Annotated in this window: 14 protein-coding genes; 3 read left to right on the top strand and 11 right to left on the bottom strand. The window is 40.1% G+C overall.

Translation table 11 applies throughout. The annotated features are described in order from the left end of the window. Positions 1–179: 179 nt before the first annotated feature. Positions 180–1,715: a fumarate hydratase gene (locus tag A9267_RS01735; protein WP_065108016.1), complete on the bottom strand. Its 1,536-nt coding sequence runs from the start codon at positions 1,713–1,715 to the stop codon at positions 180–182. A gap of 153 nt (positions 1,716–1,868) precedes the next feature. Between A9267_RS01735 and pabB the strand changes: the two genes are divergently transcribed. Next, the gene (pabB, locus tag A9267_RS01730; protein WP_065108015.1) at positions 1,869–3,332 is read left to right on the top strand and encodes an aminodeoxychorismate synthase component I; all 1,464 of its coding nucleotides are present in this window, start codon (positions 1,869–1,871) and stop codon (positions 3,330–3,332) included. Between the two features lie 196 nt (positions 3,333–3,528). Here the strand turns inward: pabB and A9267_RS01725 are convergent, their stop codons facing one another. The 6 genes from A9267_RS01725 to malQ form a co-directional block, all read right to left on the bottom strand. Then, the gene (locus A9267_RS01725; RefSeq protein WP_065108426.1) at positions 3,529–5,157 is read right to left on the bottom strand and encodes a glycogen synthase; all 1,629 of its coding nucleotides are present in this window, start codon (positions 5,155–5,157) and stop codon (positions 3,529–3,531) included. Between the two features lie 108 nt (positions 5,158–5,265). After that, entirely contained in the window at positions 5,266–6,528 is a 1,263-nt protein-coding gene (gene glgC, locus A9267_RS01720) for a glucose-1-phosphate adenylyltransferase (protein ID WP_065108014.1), read from the bottom strand. Between the two features lie 52 nt (positions 6,529–6,580). Next, positions 6,581–9,178 (bottom strand): glycogen/starch/alpha-glucan phosphorylase, encoded by a 2,598-nt coding sequence (locus A9267_RS01715; RefSeq protein WP_082972158.1) that lies wholly within the window; start codon positions 9,176–9,178, stop codon positions 6,581–6,583. A 128-nt stretch (positions 9,179–9,306) separates the two neighbouring features. Continuing rightward, positions 9,307–11,454, bottom strand: coding sequence for a glycogen debranching protein GlgX (glgX, locus tag A9267_RS01710; protein ID WP_065108013.1), 2,148 nt, complete (start codon positions 11,452–11,454; stop codon positions 9,307–9,309). 2 nt (positions 11,455–11,456) lie between these two features. Beyond that, positions 11,457–13,685 carry a 1,4-alpha-glucan branching protein GlgB gene (gene glgB, locus A9267_RS01705; RefSeq protein WP_065108012.1) on the bottom strand — a complete coding sequence of 743 codons (2,229 nt, stop codon included), beginning with the start codon at positions 13,683–13,685 and terminating at the stop codon, positions 11,457–11,459. A gap of 35 nt (positions 13,686–13,720) precedes the next feature. Further along, entirely contained in the window at positions 13,721–15,916 is a 2,196-nt protein-coding gene (gene malQ / locus A9267_RS01700) for a 4-alpha-glucanotransferase (protein WP_065108011.1), read from the bottom strand. Between the two features lie 374 nt (positions 15,917–16,290). Between malQ and A9267_RS01695 the strand changes: the two genes are divergently transcribed. Then, entirely contained in the window at positions 16,291–16,875 is a 585-nt protein-coding gene (locus A9267_RS01695) for a CoA pyrophosphatase (protein ID WP_065108010.1), read from the top strand. On the opposite strand, the gene A9267_RS01690 is transcribed toward A9267_RS01695, so the two are convergent. Then, positions 16,872–17,207, bottom strand: coding sequence for a hypothetical protein (locus A9267_RS01690; RefSeq protein WP_055024609.1), 336 nt, complete (start codon positions 17,205–17,207; stop codon positions 16,872–16,874). The two genes, A9267_RS01695 and A9267_RS01690, sit on opposite strands and share 4 nt — an antisense overlap. Positions 17,208–17,444: 237 nt before the next feature. On the opposite strand from A9267_RS01690, the gene asnS reads away from it, so the two are divergent. Further along, on the top strand, positions 17,445–18,845 hold the full coding sequence (asnS, locus tag A9267_RS01685) for an asparagine--tRNA ligase (RefSeq protein ID WP_065108009.1): 1,401 nt from the start codon (positions 17,445–17,447) through the stop codon (positions 18,843–18,845). A gap of 58 nt (positions 18,846–18,903) precedes the next feature. Here asnS and A9267_RS01680 read toward each other — a convergent pair whose 3' ends face one another. The 3 genes from A9267_RS01680 to A9267_RS01675 form a co-directional block, all read right to left on the bottom strand. Next, entirely contained in the window at positions 18,904–19,200 is a 297-nt protein-coding gene (locus A9267_RS01680; RefSeq protein ID WP_065108008.1) for a hypothetical protein, read from the bottom strand. A 140-nt stretch (positions 19,201–19,340) separates the two neighbouring features. Beyond that, positions 19,341–19,481, bottom strand: a complete 141-nt coding sequence (locus tag A9267_RS21710) for a hypothetical protein (protein WP_156669081.1) — start codon at positions 19,479–19,481, stop codon at positions 19,341–19,343. 82 nt (positions 19,482–19,563) lie between these two features. Then, the gene (locus tag A9267_RS01675) at positions 19,564–20,154 is read right to left on the bottom strand and encodes a hypothetical protein (RefSeq protein ID WP_055024612.1); all 591 of its coding nucleotides are present in this window, start codon (positions 20,152–20,154) and stop codon (positions 19,564–19,566) included. Positions 20,155–20,312: the final 158 nt, after the last annotated feature.

The following is a 20,312-nucleotide window of genomic DNA, read 5'->3' as shown; positions in this document are numbered from 1 at the left end:
TTGTTGTTCTGCAACCGCTATGTTTAAAAAGCTGATTAGCACAGTACCCAAACAAAAACGCTCAGGCAATAGAGCAGTTCAAAAAAATGAAGCATTCTATTTCTGAGCGTTAATTTTTATCCAATTTGGCTAAATTTACGCCACAAATGGACCGTATTATCTAGCATCGCAAGCGTTAATTAGCTTTTTGCGTTAGCAATGTTCACTTTCCAGATTGCAGGACCGGTTTCATGTGCATTCACGCCTTGAGTATCCACCGCCACAGTAACAGGCATATCTTTAACATCGAACTCGTAAATGGCTTCCATACCTAAATCTTCAAATGCAACAACACGAGACTTTTTGATTGCTTTAGAGACTAAGTATGCAGCGCCACCCACAGCCATTAAGTAAACCGCTTTATGTTTCTTAATTGACTCAACGGTTTGCGGGCCACGTTCTGACTTACCAATCATGCCCATTAGCCCAGTCTTTTCAAGCATTAGGTCAGTGAACTTATCCATTCGTGTTGCAGTTGTAGGGCCTGCTGGGCCAACCACTTCATTGCCAACAGGATCGACTGGGCCTACGTAGTAAATAAACTTACCAGTAAAGTCTACCCCTTCAGGTAAGCCTTCACCTGATTCGATAAGGGTTTGAATTCGCTTATGCGCAGCATCACGGCCCGTTAACATTTTTCCGTTAAGTAATAAGGTATCGCCACTCTTCCAAGTTTCAATTTCAGCTTGAGTGACATTGTCTAAATCAACTCTGTGCGTGTTTTCACCTGCTTCGCGGGTAATTTCAGGCCAGTCAGACAATGAAGGTGGAGATAAATCAGCTGGACCTGTTCCATCTAAGTGAAAGTGGACATGTCGTGTCGCAGCACAGTTCGGGATCATCACAACCGGTTTAGAGGCAGCATGTGTTGGTACTGATTTAACTTTAATATCTAGCACAGTGGTTAAACCACCGAGTCCTTGAGCACCGATACCCGTATTATTGGCACGCTCAAAAATGTCTAAACGTAATTTTTCTTCAGTTGTTTCAGCGCCTCGTTCCATCAATTCATGGATATCGACTGGATCCATCAATGATTCTTTCGCTAATACTGCGGCTTTTTCAGCAGTGCCACCAATACCTATGCCTAACATTCCTGGAGGACACCAACCTGCCCCCATCGTCGGTAAGGTTTTTTCAACCCAAGCAGCAATATCATCTGATGGGTTTAACATCACCATCTTAGATTTATTTTCTGACCCACCGCCTTTCGCTGCGATCATCACTTCAACATGATTACCAGGAACCATGTCGATATGAACGACCGAAGGCGTGTTATCACGGGTGTTTTTTCGAGTACCAGCAGGATCGGCAACAATAGACGCACGTAACGGGTTATCTGGATTGGTGTATGCTTGACGTACACCTTCATCGACCATTTGCTGCACGGTCATATCCGTTTTATCCCACTGTACACCCATGCCGATTTTAACAAACGTCGTCACAATACCCGTGTCTTGACATAAAGGACGCTTGCCTTCAGCAGACATACGAGAGTTGATAAGAATTTGTGCAATCGCGTCTTTCGCCGCTGCACTTTCTTCGCGATCATAGGCTTTAGCCATCGCATCAACAAAGTCTTTTGGATGATAATAAGAAATATACTGTAATGAATCTGCAATGCTTTCGATAAAGTCAGCTTGCTTAATTACAACACTAGCAGAATGTGTAGACATATAGGGGCGCTCCAGCAGCCGTTGCGGCATAACTTGTTTTATTTTTATTTGAATACTCTAAATTGTATTCATTTAGCTATTAATCCTTGCAAGGACAATATGATACTCTTTCCAACCTTTTTGGGCTACATCACTTTTTAAATAGGTTTAGTAATGCGTTTAATTAACTCCCCATCATTAGCTGTCAAATCACTCGATTGGGCTCAAGATAGTCATACTGTCTTTAGTGCTGTTGCGCAGCAACCATGGGCAATGTTATTAGACTCATCCCATACCGGACATCAAGATGCCAATTACGATATTATCGTATTCAATCCAGTGGCAACAATAGAAAGCATAGCTGACAATATTCAATGGAAATTTCATCAAAAAATCACTAAAAATCATGATTTTGCCCCAAAGAGCAAAACACGAGTTTCATTAACTGTTTTTGATGTTATTCAACAATTACAAACCTATCTTTACCCAGTAAAACAATCAAGCCAGCTACCTTTTAGCGGTGGCGTGGTTGGCAGTTTTAATTATGACTTGGGTAGAATAATCGAAAAGCTACCTCAACAAGCACTGAAAGATATTCAGCTTAACGATGTAAACCTTGGTTTTTATGACTTTGCCTTACTTTATTGTCATCAGCAACATCAATGGTTCGCTGTCCATTATTTAGGTGAAGAAGCACTCAATATTAAATTGAATAAAATTGATAACTTAATATCAAAAAAAGATAGTGTTCACGAAACTCAAAAGTTCACATTAACTTCTTCTTGGCAAAATCAAACTACAAAACAGCAATATACAGAAAGATTTAACAAGGTTCAGCAATATCTTCATCAAGGTGATTGCTATCAAATTAATTTAACCCAAAGATTTAGTGCAAGTTATAAAGGTGATGAATGGCAGGCATATTGCGCGCTTTCAGATGCTAACAAAGCCCCCTTTTCAGCCTTTATACGGTTAAAGAATCACTGCATTTTATCTATTTCACCTGAACGATTTATTCAGCTTCACGACAATAAAATATCCACCAAACCAATTAAAGGCACCATGCCTCGCGGCGCCACATCAGATCAAGATTCTCTGTTTGCAGAGCAGTTACGTCACTCAGAAAAAGACTTAGCTGAAAACGTCATGATTGTTGATTTACTTAGAAATGACATCAGCAAAGTGGCTACAGCAGGTTCCGTGAATGTACCGAAATTATTTGAGATTGAGAGTTTTCCTGCAGTACATCATTTAGTCAGTACAGTAGAAGCGACACTCGACAGCCAATATGATGCGGTAGATTTACTTAAAGCGGCTTTTCCTGGTGGCTCAATCACTGGCGCGCCCAAAATCCGTTCAATGGAAATTATCGAAGAATTAGAGCCTTCAAGACGCAACATTTATTGTGGCAGTATTGGCTATATCAGTCAGGATGGTCGTATGGATACCAGTATCACCATTCGTACCCTTGTCACTGAAGATAATAAGCTTTATTGCTGGGCCGGCGGCGGAATCGTTGCTGATTCGAATGTTGATGCTGAATATCAAGAATCATTTGATAAAGTCAGTAAAATTTTGCCAATACTTACTAACGTTAATCAATCCAACGTTAAAAAATCTAACCTTAAACAAAGCTAAATCATCAAACGTTATGGAAATTAACCAACAATAATGCGTCAATTTCCATACCTTAAGTTTTACGCTAAGACTATTAATCACTGCCTTTTAATATGAGCCTTTTGACACAAAGCGATTAATTCAAGGGTCTTGATACCAGACTATTGATACCTGGCTATTAATACCAGACTATTAATACCAGGCTATTAATAATAGTCTATTGATACAATTTATCTTTGTATTGTTGCGCTACACTATGCCAATCAAAACGCACATCCGCCGCCGACTGTCGCATTTTTTGGTATTGTAATAAATCATTAGTATGTAGTGATAATGCACTGACCACTACTTCAATCAATTGCTGTGATTGTTCAGCTAATCCTTGCCCCTCAAATAACCAACCATTTTTTTGATGGATTATGGTGTCTTTTAAACCACCTACACTGTGGGCTATGCAAACTTGAGCTGATTTCATCGCAAGTAACTGACTTATACCGCATGGCTCAAAGCTACTAGGCATGATGAATAAGTCCCCTTGCTTATATAAGACTTGTGATAATGCATCATCATAGCCGTTTAAAAAGACAAAGTTGTCATATTTGGCTGCAATGACCTGAAACTCTTGTGCTATTTGTTCATCTCCACTGCCTAGTAATACAAATAAACCATTTGGTTTTTGAATATTTAGTTGAGTCAAGATTGCTTCTAGCGTCGAACCATACTCATGATGTGGCTGCCTTAAGAGTAATACCTTTTGGTCGGTTAGACGGCCAACAGAGGTCATAACAAAATCAACCGTTTCAGCACCAGAGCTAGTCGTAATAGCGCGATGGTCATATGAGTTTTTCATCGACAGCAATTGCAATCGCGATAGTGCAATTTGATCCACGCTTTTTACCCACAGACTTTGTCCCATCCAACGAATTAACGCGCGTTGCGCTGACGCTTCGATCTGAATAAATGCTTGTTGTGAGTCAGGTTTAACTGATGAATCGTCATAAACACAGCCATTTAGAATACCTACAACATCGCCACGTTGATGTTTATCTTGAAGTGATTGCTCCAAGCCTTCTCCACCAAAAAATCCATTTTGATGATCGGATGGCAATAATACTTCTGTTGCATAGCTTGGCGACACTAAATGTACTTTATCACTCAATTCTATGCCCATTCTCATTGGATTAATGCACTCAGGATAACGAGGGTCGGTAATTTGCAGCTTCTGTTCGTGGGTTAATTGTCTTGCTAAATCAGGATACCAAGCACAAAAGGATGAAACGTCATCTCGAATAGGTCGTATACCTTGTATCGCCAGATTGTGAATTGAAAAAACACAACGAATATCCTTTAACGTTTTATATTCTGTTGCGAATGCTCTTAACATCACTAAAAAGCCAGTATGCCAGTCATGCATATGTAAATAATCAACTCGGCCAAGCAAACCATCAACATACGCTTGGGCAACTGCAAGATTAAACAAGGCAAACTTACTGGCATCTTCAGCAAACGGCCTTTCACTACTGCCGTTACAGTAAACTTGATTGTTAGGCCCATTAAATAACGGGTGATCAAACAAAAAAACCTGGTTATTTATTTTGGTTGAATTGGGTGCCTTAATCGGTAGTGACAGCTGCCATAAAACCACTTTTTCGCTATTAGCACCAAACTTAACAACGACCTCGCCAACGAGTGTTGCCTGCTGCTGTTTTGCGATAAAGCCATAATTAGGCATGGCCACATCAACGTTAATATCAACACCCGCCAAAGCCAAAGGAAGATCACGAATGACATCTGCCATCCCGCCAACTTTGGCCCCCTTTATGGCATCATTTTCAGCAGCAATCATCAGCACTTTTTTCAAAACATCTCCTTGCTTGTAGTTTTTCTATTCAACAAACTCACTCAACATTGAAGCCACAAGCTCTGTGGCTTCAATGGCAGTAAACTTTAGCGATTACTCATATCCAACCGGCAGTCCAAGCATATTGCGAGTGACTAAAGTGATGCCCTTTTCAGATACTCGAAAGCCGCGGTCTAAATCTTGTTGTTTGTTATAGCCAATCTCCATCCCCTCAGGAATGATGCAGCCACGATCGATAATCGCATTTTGAATTTTGCAATTTTTCAACACGACAACATCTGGCAATAGCACTGAGTCTTTCACAAACGAGTATGAACATACGCGTACTTCATCAAAAAGCACGCTACGTTTAACCTTCGCACCCGAAATGATACATCCACCAGAAACGATAGAATCTACCGCCATCCCTCTTCGGTCATCGTCATCAAACACGAACTTAGCGGGTGGCAACTGTTCTTGATATGTCCAAATTGGCCACTTCGCATCATATAAATTGAGGGCTGGCGTCGGTGACAGCAATTCCATATTTGCTTGAAAGAAAGAGTCTAAGGTACCAACATCACGCCAATAAGCCGGCTCGTCAGGTACTGCACTCGTGAAAGGAAATGCAAATACATTCGCATCTTTGATAATTGAAGGAATAATGTCTTTACCAAAGTCTCTATCAGATTGATCATTGTCAGCATCTTTGCGTAACTGATCGAATAGGAATTTAGTGTTAAACACATAGTTACCCATTGACGCTAAACAAAATTCTTCATTACCGGGAATAGACTTAGGCACTTCAGGCTTTTCTTCAAAACCTATTACACGTTTATCTTGATCCACTTCCATGACGCCAAACGAACCCGCTGCTTCAGGTATCGGCGTTTCAAGGCAACATACTGTCATATCTGCGCCTGACTCTGCATGTGCAGCTAACAGCCCAGCATAATCCATGCGATAGACATGATCTCCAGATAAAATCATGATGTATTTGGGTAATTCATGTCTAATAATATCGATATTTTGAAATACCGCATCGGCTGTACCTTCATACCAATTACCTGAGGTTTGTTGTGATGCAGGTAGTATTTCAACTGACTCGCCTAATTCCTTTTTAAAGTGGCCCCAGCCCCGACTGACATGGCGGATCAGTGAATGTGACTTATATTGAGTAACAACCCCAACTCTGCGTATGCCTGAATTTATACAATTTGATAAAGGGAAATCGATGATGCGAAATTTACCCCCAAAATATAACGCCGGTTTCGCACGCCAGTCAGTCAACTCATGTAAACGAGAGCCCCTTCCTCCTGCTAATATGATGGCGTATGTATCCCTTGTAAGATTACTGATATATCGAACGTTTGACATATAAAATTAACTCCTAACTTCACAACGTAGATCGATTAAAGCGATAAATTGCTCATTGTTTAGCAAGCCAAATATCATCACGATAAGCACTGATGGTATTGTCACTAGAGAAACGGCCACTTGATGCGGTATTTCGGATGCTCATTTGGGTCCAACTTTGTTGATCGGCATACGCCAAAGAGACTTTTTCTTGAGCTTGTTTATAAGCTTCAAAATCTGCGGCGATCATCCATTGATCGAAAGGATCTTCTATTGCAGCAATAATATTATCGAATATGCCAGGTTCCACTAAGTTAAAGTGGCCACTTTTAAGCATGTTGATGACATTCGCTAATGCGGGGGATTGCTGAATAAAATCATGGGGGTTATAGTGAGATTTAAGCTCACTGACTTCATCAGCGCGTAAACCAAATAGGAAGAAGTTTTCTTCTCCAACTTCTTCTAACATTTCAATGTTAGCGCCATCGAACGTACCGATAGTCATGGCGCCATTCATCATAAATTTCATGTTGCCAGTACCCGATGCTTCTTTACCTGCAGTTGATATTTGCTCAGATAAGTCAGTACCTGGGCATATTTTTTCCATTGCGCTGACGTTGTAATTCGGTAAGAAGGCAAAACGTAGGTATGGAGATACAATAGGGTCAGAATTCACCATGTGCGCCACATTGTTCGCCAATTTTATTATTTGTTTGGCCATGGCATATCCAGGAGCAGCCTTGCCTCCTATCAACACACATCTTGGCTGCAAATCTTTTGTGTCACCCGACAAAATTCGCTGATACAAATGAATGACGTGTAAAATGTTTAACAGTTGACGTTTATATTCATGTATCCGTTTCACTTGAACATCGAACATCATGTTCGGATCAAACGCCACTTCACATTCATCAAGAACCAATTTAGCTAATTCGACTTTGTTATCGTATTTCACTTGTTGCCACTGTTTGACAAATGTTTTGTCGTCAGTGAAAGCATTAAGCGCGGTAAGTTGAGTGAGATCGGTTAACCAACTCTCTCCTAAACGGCGATTAATAAGCTGGGTTAATCTTGGGTTACAATGCACAAGCCAACGTCTTGGGGTAACGCCATTGGTCTTATTATTAAACTTATGAGGCCATAATGAATAAAAGTCTTTAAACAGCCCTTGCTTAAGTAATTGTGTATGAAGCCCTGCAACGCCATTGACAGAAAAGCTTGCCACAATTGCTAGATATGCCATACGTACGTGTGGATGCGCCCCTTCTTCAATTATCGACATCGATGCCAATTTATGTGTATCACCTGGCCAATGATGTGCTACATGCTCAAGATAGCGCGCATTTATTTCATAGATGATATCTAATATCCGTGGCAGCATATTACCTAACATTCTTACAGGCCAGCGTTCTAGCGCTTCTGGTAATAACGTGTGGTTGGTATAGGCCATCGATTCTGTGGTGACTTGCCAAGCTTCATCCCAACCTAGGCCATAGCTATCCATTAAAAGACGCATTAATTCGGGTACAGCAATACTCGGATGAGTATCGTTTAGCTGCATCACATTGCGCTGACTAAATTGGCTAAAGTCTGCACCGTAAACGGCGGTATAACGCTGTAAAATATCTTGTAAGCTTGCTGATGATAAAAAGTATTGCTGCCTTAACCTGAGTTCTTTACCATTTTCACTGGCATCATTTGGGTACAGTACCATCGTAATTTGTTCAGCTAAATTTTTACGAGCAACGGCTTCTGTATAATCACCATCATTGAATTCTGCTAAATCAAAATCATCAGTTGCTTCAGCTTTCCATAACCTTAATGTATTAATTCGGCCATTACGAAAACCTGGTACTGGCATATCATGTGGAATCGCTTGTACATCTTGTGTATCAACCCAGACATAATGGCGATCGCCACTTGGGTCGACATAAGTTTCTGTATGACCAAAGAACGGGACAGTAATGGCATGGTTGGCCATCCTGACTTCCCAAGGGTTGCCTTCACGTAGCCAGCGATCAGGTTGTTCGACTTGATAACCATCCACCAGCTTTTGTTTAAACATGCCGTACTCATAACGAATACCATAGCCAACAACAGACAAGTCTAAACTTGCACAGCTGTCTAAAAAGCATGCAGCTAAACGCCCTAAGCCTCCGTTTCCAAGTCCAGCATCTAGTTCAGCTTCTTGTAGCGATTCGAGGTCTGCAGCATACTCCGCCAGTGCCTCATGTGTTTCTTTGGTCAAATCAAGACTTAACAGCGCATTACCTAATGATCTGCCCATCAAAAACTCTAACGACAAATAAGCAACTTGTTTTTCTTGGTACTGATTGTCTTTGAGGCGTGTCTCTCGCCATTGGTTTAAAAGTTGATTTTTAACTGTAGAAGCAAGTGCACTATACATATCGTTAATGGCATGCTCATCACGGCATAACGACCCATGTATTTGACGCTTAAATGTAGCTGCCAACGTCTCGCACGGATCGCAATAATGATTACTGCCCACGACTTCCAATGTTGATTGATTTACTGCTGAATTGGTATCTAATTCATCAGGCTTCACCTGTTTGGCTTTACCTGACTTTGCCGTCTTGGCTGGTTTTTTTACTGAAGACTTATCTTTAATAGATGGTTTTTCAGTAGTCGATTTCCCTTTCGTTACTGTCATATAGACTCCTTAGCACCTTACAATGTTAATCGTTCAATAAACCGGATCTGACTCGGTTAGCTAATTTGTTAAACAACGCGTTTTACATCGTCTTTTGACGACTGAAATGACGACTACAAAGCGCATTTTCAATTGGCTACCTTGTTGTTAAGCTGATGATGTGCATGAAATAATTTTAAGCTTCGCCCACAAAGTAAAACTGCCTCTGATTTTTCTTTTTCATTGGGTTTAGTTTGAAATTTTTGATGGGTTAATTGCGTATCAACTAATAGTTGCCAACCTTGATATCCCTCAACTTCGGGTAATTGAAACGGCTTTGATTCTTCACAAGCATTCAATAGGAGTAATAAGGCTTGTGGGTATTGATAAGGTGGTATCACTTCTGAGGTGATCACAACTGCTAAAGTGCGAGTTTCAGCTTCGCTCCACTGTTGTTTGACCATAGGCTCGCCATGACGGCTATACCAAGTAAAGCCGTTTGCGTATTGATCTTCTGGTTCATGAATGAACTCGGCATGACAAAGAATCGGAAAACGCTGCCGCAGTTTAATAAGTTCAGACGTAAATTCGACTAATGGCCAGTCAATTTGCTGCCAGTCTATCCAACAGATGGAATTGTCTTGGCAATATGCATTGTTATTACCTTGCTGACTGTGGCCCATTTCATCACCACTGAGCAGCATTGGTACGCCCTGAGATAGCATTAACGTAGTGATGAAATTTCTTTGCTGCCTAGCTCGAATCTTAATAATATTTTCGTTGCTAGTATGGCCTTCAACGCCATAGTTATGACTTAGGTTTTCATGATGGCCGTCTCGGTTGTCTTCGCCATTGGCTAAATTGTGCCTGTGTTGATAACTCACAACATCACGGAGAGTAAAACCATCGTGGCTGGTAATGAAGTTAATACTGGCAGAAGGTGCTCGACCATGATGTTCAAAAAAGTCACCAGAACCATGAAATCGTCGAGCAAACTCTGGCAACATGCCTTTATCGCCCCGCCAAAAACGTCTCATGGTGTCACGATACCTGTCATTCCATTCACTGAATGCAATGGGATAATTACCGAGTTGATAACCGCCTGGTCCAATGTCCCAAGGTTCGGCTATTAACTTAACCTGACACAATACAGGGTCTTGACTTAATGCATCAAAAAAACCGCAGCCCGGATCAAACCCATATACTTCACGACCAAGACAACTTGCTAAATCAAACCTAAAGCCATCTACCCCCATGACCTCAACCCAGTAGCGTAATGAGTCCATAATTAACCTCAGAACCTGAGGATGGTTAGAGTTAACCGTATTTCCGCAGCCAGTATCATTGATATACAAACGCTGATCGTTTGACACTAATCGGTAATAACTGGCGTTATCAATACCTCGGAAACTAAGTGTTGGCCCTAGGCGGTTTCCTTCTGCAGTATGGTTATAAACTACGTCTAAAATAACTTCGATACCTGCATCATGAAAACGATCAACCATCTTTCTAAACTCACCAATATCCTCGCTACTTAAATAACTGGGATTTGGCGCAAAAAAACCAATCGAGTTATAGCCCCAATAGTTGTTTAGATTTTTTTCAATTAAAAATGGCTCATTTAAAAATGATTGAACTGGTAATAGCTCAACACAGTTCACGCCCAACTGAGTTAAATATTGCAATGAGCTTTTTGAGGCTAAACCTGCAAACTTTCCTTGATGAGCTGTATTAACTTCGGGATTCAGTACACTGAATCCTTTAACGTGCATTTCATATATAACGGTGCTTTCAAGAGGAATGTTAAGTCTTTTTACAGGTGTAGATTTCAGTACTGAATCATCAATCACGACACATTTAGGCATATATTGTGCGTTATCGATTTCACAAAACGACAAGTCTGCATCAACATCATTACGCGTAATGTCATAACCATAATTTGCATCGTTGGGTGCTAAGTTGCCTTTAAGTTGTTTTGAATAAGGATCGAGTAACAATTTATTGTGATTAAACCTATGACCCAAGTGAGGTTGATACGGACCGTAAACACGATAACCATATAAATCCCCCGCTTTTACACCAGGCACAAAACCGTGCCAAATTTGTTTGGTTTTATGTACCAAACAAATTTGTTTTTCGTTATTACCGTTATGATCAAACAGGCATAACACAACTTGTGTTGCATTCGCTGAAAAAATAGCAAAGTTCACCCCACCAGCAATCACCGTTGCACCAAGTGGATATGATTGTCCTTTGGTAACAAGAACATTGAGGTTATTTTCAGCGCCGTTGTTCATCTTTACGCCTCGTTATTTGTTACAAGTTGACTTGCTGCTAACACAACACAGCCTAGAGGCGGCACAGTGATAAGTCCGCTTTGCTCCATGCCTTGCCAAGGTACCTCGTCATTAATAACAGTTTGATTAATCACATTACTGCCTCCGAACTGGCTCGCATCACTGTTAAGCAGTTCTTCGTAGTGATTTGGGGTCGGTAAGCCAATTCGGAAATGATGATGTACTTGCGGGGTCATATTGATGATGAAAATGAGTGCGTCATCAGAAGATTGCGCATAACGAATAAATGAGAAGACACTGTCTTGACTGTTATCACAATCAAGCCACTGAAAACCTGTTGATTGATGATCTAATTCATATAAACAAGGATGAGATATATACAGACCATTAAGCGCCTTTACCCAGTCTTGTATGCCTTGATGAGGTGCAAACTGCAGTAAATGCCAATCTAAACTTTGGTTATGATTCCATTCATCACGCTGACCAAACTCAGTTCCCATAAACAATAATTTTTTACCAGGTTGTCCCCACATCATCCCGATGTAAGCACGTAACGTGGCAAACTTTTGCCAATCGTCTCCGGGAATTTTATGTAAAACTGAGCCTTTTCCGTGTACGACTTCATCATGGCTAATAGACAATATAAATTGCTCGGTATAGGCATAAACTAGAGCAAATGTCATTTCATGGTGATGATGTGAACGGTAGATAGGATCCCGTGCTAAATAACGTAAACTGTCATTCATCCAGCCCATATTCCATTTAAAACCAAATCCTAAGCCCCCTTTTTCCGTAGAGTTAGTCACCCCTGGCCATGCAGTGGATTCTTCAGCAATCATTGTTGCGCCAGCAAAGCTGGCATAAATACGCTCATTGAGTAGTTTTAAAAACGCTATGGCTTTAATATTTTCACGACCGCCATATTCATTGGGTAACCATTGACCAGATTGACGGCTGTAATCTAGGTAAAGCATTGATGAAACAGCATCTAAACGTAATCCATCAAAATGAAATTCAGATAACCAATAACAAGCATTACTCAGTAAGAAGCTTTGTACTTCACCACGGCCATAATTAAAGATAAGCGTATCCCAGTCAGGGTGCTCACCTTGTCGAGGATCTTCATGTTCATATAAACAACTGCCATCAAATTTAGACAAGCCGTGGGGATCTTTAGGAAAGTGTGCCGGAACCCAGTCCAACAGCACAGCAATCTGATGTTTGTGGCAAGCATCGACAAACGCCTTTAAGCCATCAGGATCACCAAAACGATATGTTGCAGCATACAAGCCCACAGGTTGATAGCCCCAAGATCCATCAAAAGGGTATTCACAAATGGGCATCAGTTGCAGATGCGTAAAGCCCATTTCAACGATGTAAGGAATTAACTCGTTAATTAGATCGTCGTAGCTAAGGTAAGATTCGCCCCATTCACCTTTTCGCTTCCATGAGGCAAGGTGCACTTCATAAGTCGACATTGGCGCTTGATGTAATTGAGTTTTAGCCCGTTTAGTTAACCATTTGCTGTCTTTCCATTGATACTGGCTATTCGCGGGAACGATAGATGAGTTACCCGGCGCAGCTTCCATCGCTTTTGCATAAGGGTCTGATTTTTCGATCGATTCACCATATTGATTAACAATATAAAATTTATAAAAATCCCCTGCTTTGGCATTGGGCAAAAATATCTCCCATATGCCATTGCTTGGATGAAATCTCATTACATGTTGTCTAGGATCCCAATGATTAAAATCCCCTACAACGGATACACGCTGTGCATTGGGTGCCCATACACAAAAAAGCACACCATTTACCTTATTAACTTGTTTCCAATTAGCACCTAAAAATTGATAACTGGTTTGTTGTTTCCCTTCAGCAAATAAGTACACATCATCCGCGTCTAACAAGCTTTCGAATTGATATGGGTCAATTATGGTTTCTACGCTTAATGGATATGTCACTTTAAGACGATATAAAAATGGCTTAACCCTTCGCCCCATTACGCCTGCAAATAAACCTTGTTCATCTACCTGTGATAATTCAGCCACTTTTTTACCGTCTTTTATAGCAATAACTTCAACACTGACTGCCCCCTTGATAAAACATCTCACAATCAGTGATTTACCATTGGGTGCCTTGTGCATGCCTAATAAAGAAAAGACATCCGTATAATCTCCTTTCAAGATGGCAATATCCGATCCTTGATTAAATAAAGGCGCATTATTCGTCATTGTGTATTGCTCCATAAAATTAATAACTGTTCTAACTACTGATCGAATTGTGCATCAGTCATTCTGGAATGATTAATCACACTAAGGCGCTGTTTTATCGCATCTGATGTTGTTATATGTTCAAGTGACATTGATAAACGACGGCGCCAGTTAGGGTATTCTTTCCATGTGCCAGGGATATTGACAGGCATGGTTTCACAAATAAGATCTTCAAGTTGTACGCTGTATAAAGATGAGTTTCCTGATGCTGAAAGTTGAAGCCAAGCCTTTAAAACTTCATCAAACTCAATACGGTTTATATCGCCTTCAAACAGCAATATTCCTTTCTGACAAAATAGATGGATCAATTGATGCTTTTCATGGTCACGTTCATTTAGCATCTCTTGCTGTTGCTGATGATTAATTAGGTTTAGTTGGTGTCTTAATTCGATATCATTACCGTGCCACCAAGCTGATAATGTCGGCACATCATGATTCGCCAGCATCATCAAACTCTGGCGTTTGTAATGCTCTGGTGATGTAAACCCATTATTTTGCTTTGAAAAATAAAACAACTCATTTGAAAAAATGTTGGCATTAGAAAGGTTTTGAACTATTTCTGGCGGAACAATGCCAAGATCTTCACCTATTACGATGCATTGAGCTCGCTGACTTTCTAACGACAAAATTGCAAGTAACGCATCAAGTGGGTAATACACATAAGCCCCATCACCTAAGCTTAAGTTTTTAGGCCACCACCAAAGACGAAGCAATCCCATGACATGATCAATTCGTAAACCACCACAAGATTGCATGTTGCTTCTAATTAGGTCTTTAAAGTGGAGAAAATTTAATTGCTGTAATTTAATCGGATCCATCGGGGCAAGTCCCCAATTCTGACCTTGGGGTGCAAAAGGATCTGGCGGGGCGCCAATATTAGCGTTAGCACAAAAGTAATCAGCATTTTGCTGCACTTCTGATCCTGTGGGAGAAGCCCCTACGGCCATATCTCGGATTAAACCAATGGACATTCCCACAGATTTCGCCGTTAATTGGCATAAACTAAGCTGACTTGTTGCGACAAATTGTAAGTAGCACCAAAAGTCGGGGTTAGAAAATGTCCCCTGACTGCTATCTTCTTTATGATGACCTACCTGCCAGTCAGCATATTGTTGTAATGCTTGTTCATGCTGTTTTTTGAAGTCACTAAATGCTTTAAATCGATCTGTTAAAGTCGATTGATTTTCTTCAATAAAGGTATCAAACAATAAACAGAAAACCCGCTGTTTTAATGTATAAACTTCTGCGTAATCTAACAGTGAATTCTCAGATAGTTTGTGTTTATTTATTTGCCAATCAGGCGTTGATAAAACATGTTTAACGCTGTCATATTCTTTTACTGATTCAATATGAATATAAAGTGGATTCAGTCTACGTCGGTCATCAGGACTGTACGGACTAATATGGCTAGGTAAGTCTAGAGCATGAAGGGGATTGAGCAGAATAAAGTCAGCACCTTGCTCGGCACTGAATACAATTAACTTTTGTAAATCATTAAAGTCACCTACGCCCCACTGGCTCTCACTTTTAATGCTATATAACTGCGTAGAAATCCCCCAAGGATTGGCTTTTTTACTTAGGGAAAAGTTGCCAGTAGTAGCTTGTTGATGATGCCTGACACTTGGTAATGGCTCAGAAAGCGATCCTGAGTAGGCCTGTCTTGGTGCGAGCATCAGCTGACACAAATACTCAGTGACATGATTATCTGAGTCTAATGAACACGTCAGTTGATGATAACCAAGCCCAATTGCATTATTTTGATGCTCATTTAATAAAAAGTGATACTTGATATAGAGGCAATCGTTTGTTTTATAGTCACCAATAGCAGTTAACTGACTACTGTGTATTTGAAATCTAAATGATTCATTTTGCTCACTAAAAAGATGTAAACGTATATAACCAACAAAATTTTCAGTCAAACATAACTCTACATATGGCTCATCGACGTAAGTCCACTGAAATGCCCCTATGGGTTTAAGCCAGGGTGCCACGTCTAATTCGTGGATGCGCTGCTCGATGAACTTATCATTGAGTACTGACAATGCGCCGTCGACATCAGATTGATGTGGCGCCAAACACATTGACGTTAGAATTCCTTTTCTATCATTAGGCGAAATATGAACATGATTGCCAAAGCAATCAATAAACTCTGCGCCTACGCCTTGCAAATACAGTAACTTTTCCAGTCCCATATTTGTCATCCTCGCAAATAACATGCCTGGTTAATAACTCAGCAGTTACCATGCCAGTCAAACATCACAGTTTAACTACAGTGATATTTCATCAGGATGACAGAATATATTTACAACTTTTCAGTAACTTACTCTAAAGAGGTAAAAGAGGCACAATACGCCTTTGTTTAAAACTCAATGGATAATTCACGATATTTCAATAGTTTTGGTGCAATTTACGCACAAATAACGTGCAGTTAAATAAACAACTACAGGAGTCATAAGTAAATGTTTAATCAAACCTCATTGGCAAAAGTTACACCTTATTGGTGGCAATATGATAATTTAGTTATAACTGATTAATCCATGATGCGACTTTAAAGTTAGGAAGGTAAATGAACGCTCAACAGTTTAATGTCCATTTTGCACTTCAAAACCTCAGCGACAATTCCAGCGATATCCCTATTCAACAGGCATTACGTAAAGCTGCAGTGTTAATCCCGCTGATGGAGGTTGATGGCCAGCTACATATGCTCATCACACGCAGAGCGCTGCATTTAAGAGCACATCCTGGACAGTACAGTTTCCCCGGCGGAAAAGTCGATAAACAAGATAACTCCATTATCGAAACAGCCCTTAGGGAGGCAGAAGAAGAAATTGGCTTAAAACAAAGTAATGTCGACGTGATTGGTCAGTTCCCCGCCCATGCGACATTCACAGGGTTTCGAATCACCCCTATTGTAGGCATAATAAAACAACCATTTGAGATCAAAATCGATCCAGGAGAAGTGTCTGAGACTTTTTGGGTGCCACTAAGCTTTTTCACAACCGCCAGCAATCGATATCAATTAAGGTATATGCGTGATGGACAAACGTTTGATGTGCATTACATGCCTTATAAAGGCAAATTCATTTGGGGTGTTACTGCGGCAATTATTGATTTGTTGTGCAAACACATCAGTACCGCTGATAAGAGCTAAATTACGTAACGAATATACAAGCCAGCAGCAATAGAGACCATCAGTAGCAATGGTATATTGACCCAAAAACCTATTTTCTTCGACGTTTGAGCATAAAAATTAACCCCAAGGTTAACAAAACTTATCGCAGCACAAGCCCAGATAACATACTCCAGTCTCACAGTTAATTCTGGATCCCAATTTAATCTGACTTCAACACCTTTACTCATAAAATAACCTACCGCACGATCAGGTCTTGCGTCGCCAAAAACGAGCAGCGCATATACGGCCAACGACCAACCGGCCACAGACAAAATGGTTAATATGATTTGCAAAAATTTTGTTTTGGTCACTAATTCACCCCACTACCAAGTGTTTTATTAAAATAGCGCTTTTGTTCATATGGTTACAAGATAATTTTTACAGCCTATTGTACGTATATGACAGGAAATTGGCTCAATTGAGGCATTTATTAGTAAAACTTACGCATTTATCTGCGTCTAAGGGCGTTTTCGGCTTGTTAAACGCCGATATCAAGGTAATATAAAGCACTTATTTTTATCATTGATTCATTGGAGAACTAAGCAACAATGAGCATTACATCTGTCGCTTCTGTATTTAAAGGTGACTTCGCGATTGGTTCGCAAGTTACAGTTCGTGGTTGGGTTAGATCTCGCCGCGATTCTAAAGCTGGTATTTCATTCCTTGCTGTTTATGACGGTTCATGTTTTGACCCTATTCAAGGCGTAGTACCAAATAATTTAGATAATTATACTGATGAAGTGCTAAAGCTTACTGCTGGTTGTTCAGTTATCATGACTGGTGAAGTCGTGGAATCTCCAGGTAAAGGTCAAGCATTCGAAATGCAAGTTACTCAGGTTGAAGTAGCTGGGTTTGTTGAAGATCCAGACACTTACCCTATGGCTGCAAAACGTCATTCGATTGAGCATTTACGTGAATTAGCACACCTTCGTCCACGTACTAACATCATTGGTGCGGTTGCACGTGTTCGTAACTGTTTATCGCAAGCCATTCACCGCTTCTATAACGAACAAGGTTACATTTGGGTATCAACCCCTTTAATCACGGCTTCTGACACAGAAGGTGCTGGTGAAATGTTCCGTGTATCAACCCTAGACATGGAAAACTTACCTCGCACAGATAAAGGCGATGTTGACTTTGCTGAAGACTTTTTCGGTAAAGAATCATTTTTGACTGTATCAGGCCAATTGAATGCTGAAACTTATGCATGTGCTTTATCTAAAGTATATACATTTGGTCCGACTTTCCGTGCTGAAAACTCTAACACTAGCCGTCACTTAGCTGAGTTCTGGATGGTTGAACCTGAGGTTGCTTACGCTGACTTAGATGATGCAGCTAAACTCGCTGAAGACATGCTTAAATATTGTTTCCGTGCAGTATTAGAAGAACGTCGTGACGATTTAGAGTTCTTCGCACAACGTGTTGAGAAAACAGCAATTGAACGTTTAGAAGCATTTGTAACAAGTGACTTCGCGCAAATTGATTACACAGATGCAATCGAAATTTTAAAAGCCTGCGATAAAGACTTTGAATTCGATGTTGAATGGGGTATCGACTTACACTCAGAACACGAACGTTACCTTGCTGAAGAGCATTTTAAAGCACCTGTGGTTGTTAAAAACTATCCGAAAGATATCAAAGCATTCTACATGCGCTTGAATGATGATGGTAAAACAGTGGCTGCGATGGATGTATTAGCACCTGGTATTGGTGAAATCATCGGTGGAGCACAACGTGAAGAACGTTTAGATGTGCTTGATGCTCGCTTAGCAGAAATGAAATTAGATCAAGAAGATTACTGGTGGTACCGCGATTTACGTCGTTACGGCACTGTACCGCATGCAGGTTTCGGTTTAGGTTTTGAGCGTTTGGTATCTTATGTTACTGGTGTAAGCAACATCCGTGATGTAATCCCATTCCCACGTTCACCTAAATCAGCTAATTTTTAATCGTTGGCTTTATAAAAAAACGCGCTATATGCGCGTTTTTTTTGTGCATAAGAAACAACTAATTAATTTTCTCTACGCACAGTTCAATATATCCATAAATAGCAACAAGTACCATCCAAGGTAGCAGTAACCATAAATAATGTGTGCTAGCGGCTTCTTTAGAATATTGATATATAAGCAAGATAATGCTGGCAAAAATGCTCGCGCAATAGGTTAACCACAGGGCAATAATGACAGAGTTGTTTGTTTCAGTAATTTTATAGCCTGTTAACGCGCTTAATCCGAATATCAGCCTCATTGCAAGCGCTCCACCGACCAAAAACTGAATGGCTGAAGCCAATATTACTAAACCCATAGATTTATATTTCCTTATAGAATGACAGCTTCTTATCCCTTGAAGCTTCAGTGTTATCTTGTATTGTGTTTTTAGTAACAAATGATGAATCCTCAACCTAAGTATTCATCTCTATGATTAACTACTCATATCAAGCTCGTTTAATTGTTGGCTTTTTCACTCCCCTTCTTAAACTTAGATAATCCCCAAAATAAAATACCCGTGCCACTACAAGAAAGAAAAAAGAATAAACCCAATCCAACAGGCGAACCCCAAGAAAATGCAAAGTACAAAACGTCCATATTTTTTCCTTTTCAACATGTCTAATAGAAGAAGATTGGATGCAATTGTGCATTATCACTGCTTTAATTAGCATTTAAGTTGTTACTTAAATCGTGCAACAACACTTTCGAACCAAGTGCCCAGCGTAGACTTCCTACTATTTAAAAATAAATGTTCGAAATCTGCAGCGACTTCCATTGCAAGAATGCAATCATCAAAATGTGTTTTGAGATTATCGTCAGTAAACACGAAAACCTCTCCATCAAATTGGATACAATGTTCGTTATCATCAAGGATAGATATCAACAAACGTGTATTGGCTATCCATGATGCACGAGCATTAAAAAACATTGCTTGTTCTATCGCTTTTTTCTCAATTTTAGAAACGCCGCTATGAATAGATTGACTCAAGCCCTTCTGTTTATTATTTACTAATGTATTTAAAAAATCGCTACCAGAATTAAGTACGTACTGACAATAAAAACGTTTGTATTGAGATAATAACAAAGACAAATGATCTAATCGTTCTACACCCTGTTTTCTAAATTCTTTTGAACTGAGATAACTTGGCTCAATAAACTCATGAAGATTAAGCGCATTTTGCTGCGAGGAAAAATAAGACTGAGCTTCAGACAGCGTCATGTTATCAGCAGTATTGCTACTAAGAACCTGCTCAAACGCTACTGCTTCCATCTCTAATTCCCATAAAGTGTCTGATTCATGCTAAAAGTGCGGTGTCTATTACTTATAATGGCGTTATTATGCACAAAACGAGATAACAAGGCATTAACAATGACAGTTTTATTCAAAAAAAAGAGGCTAACGCCTCTTTTTTAAAACACCAATGGATT

This window comes from Shewanella sp. UCD-FRSSP16_17, from assembly GCF_001675935.1.
Lineage (GTDB): Bacteria > Pseudomonadota > Gammaproteobacteria > Enterobacterales > Shewanellaceae > Shewanella > Shewanella japonica.
The sequence above is the reverse complement of the archived record's forward strand: the minus strand, read 5'-3'. Positions and strand labels throughout refer to the sequence as shown.

What these genes read in the sequence shown, in the direction of transcription:
- A9267_RS01735 (WP_065108016.1), bottom strand. Translation starts at nt 1,715, where the DNA reads ATGTCTACACATTCTGCTAGTGTTGTAATTAAGCAAGCTGACTTTATC.
- pabB (WP_065108015.1), top strand. Translation starts at nt 1,869, where the DNA reads ATGCGTTTAATTAACTCCCCATCATTAGCTGTCAAATCACTCGATTGG.
- A9267_RS01725 (WP_065108426.1), bottom strand. Translation starts at nt 5,157, where the DNA reads ATGATTGCTGCTGAAAATGATGCCATAAAGGGGGCCAAAGTTGGCGGG.
- glgC (WP_065108014.1), bottom strand. Translation starts at nt 6,528, where the DNA reads ATGTCAAACGTTCGATATATCAGTAATCTTACAAGGGATACATACGCC.
- A9267_RS01715 (WP_082972158.1), bottom strand. Translation starts at nt 9,178, where the DNA reads ATGACAGTAACGAAAGGGAAATCGACTACTGAAAAACCATCTATTAAA.
- glgX (WP_065108013.1), bottom strand. Translation starts at nt 11,454, where the DNA reads ATGAACAACGGCGCTGAAAATAACCTCAATGTTCTTGTTACCAAAGGA.
- glgB (WP_065108012.1), bottom strand. Translation starts at nt 13,685, where the DNA reads ATGACGAATAATGCGCCTTTATTTAATCAAGGATCGGATATTGCCATC.
- malQ (WP_065108011.1), bottom strand. Translation starts at nt 15,916, where the DNA reads ATGGGACTGGAAAAGTTACTGTATTTGCAAGGCGTAGGCGCAGAGTTT.
- A9267_RS01695 (WP_065108010.1), top strand. Translation starts at nt 16,291, where the DNA reads ATGAACGCTCAACAGTTTAATGTCCATTTTGCACTTCAAAACCTCAGC.
- asnS (WP_065108009.1), top strand. Translation starts at nt 17,445, where the DNA reads ATGAGCATTACATCTGTCGCTTCTGTATTTAAAGGTGACTTCGCGATT.
- A9267_RS01680 (WP_065108008.1), bottom strand. Translation starts at nt 19,200, where the DNA reads ATGGGTTTAGTAATATTGGCTTCAGCCATTCAGTTTTTGGTCGGTGGA.
- A9267_RS21710 (WP_156669081.1), bottom strand. Translation starts at nt 19,481, where the DNA reads ATGGACGTTTTGTACTTTGCATTTTCTTGGGGTTCGCCTGTTGGATTG.
- A9267_RS01675 (WP_055024612.1), bottom strand. Translation starts at nt 20,154, where the DNA reads ATGGAAGCAGTAGCGTTTGAGCAGGTTCTTAGTAGCAATACTGCTGAT.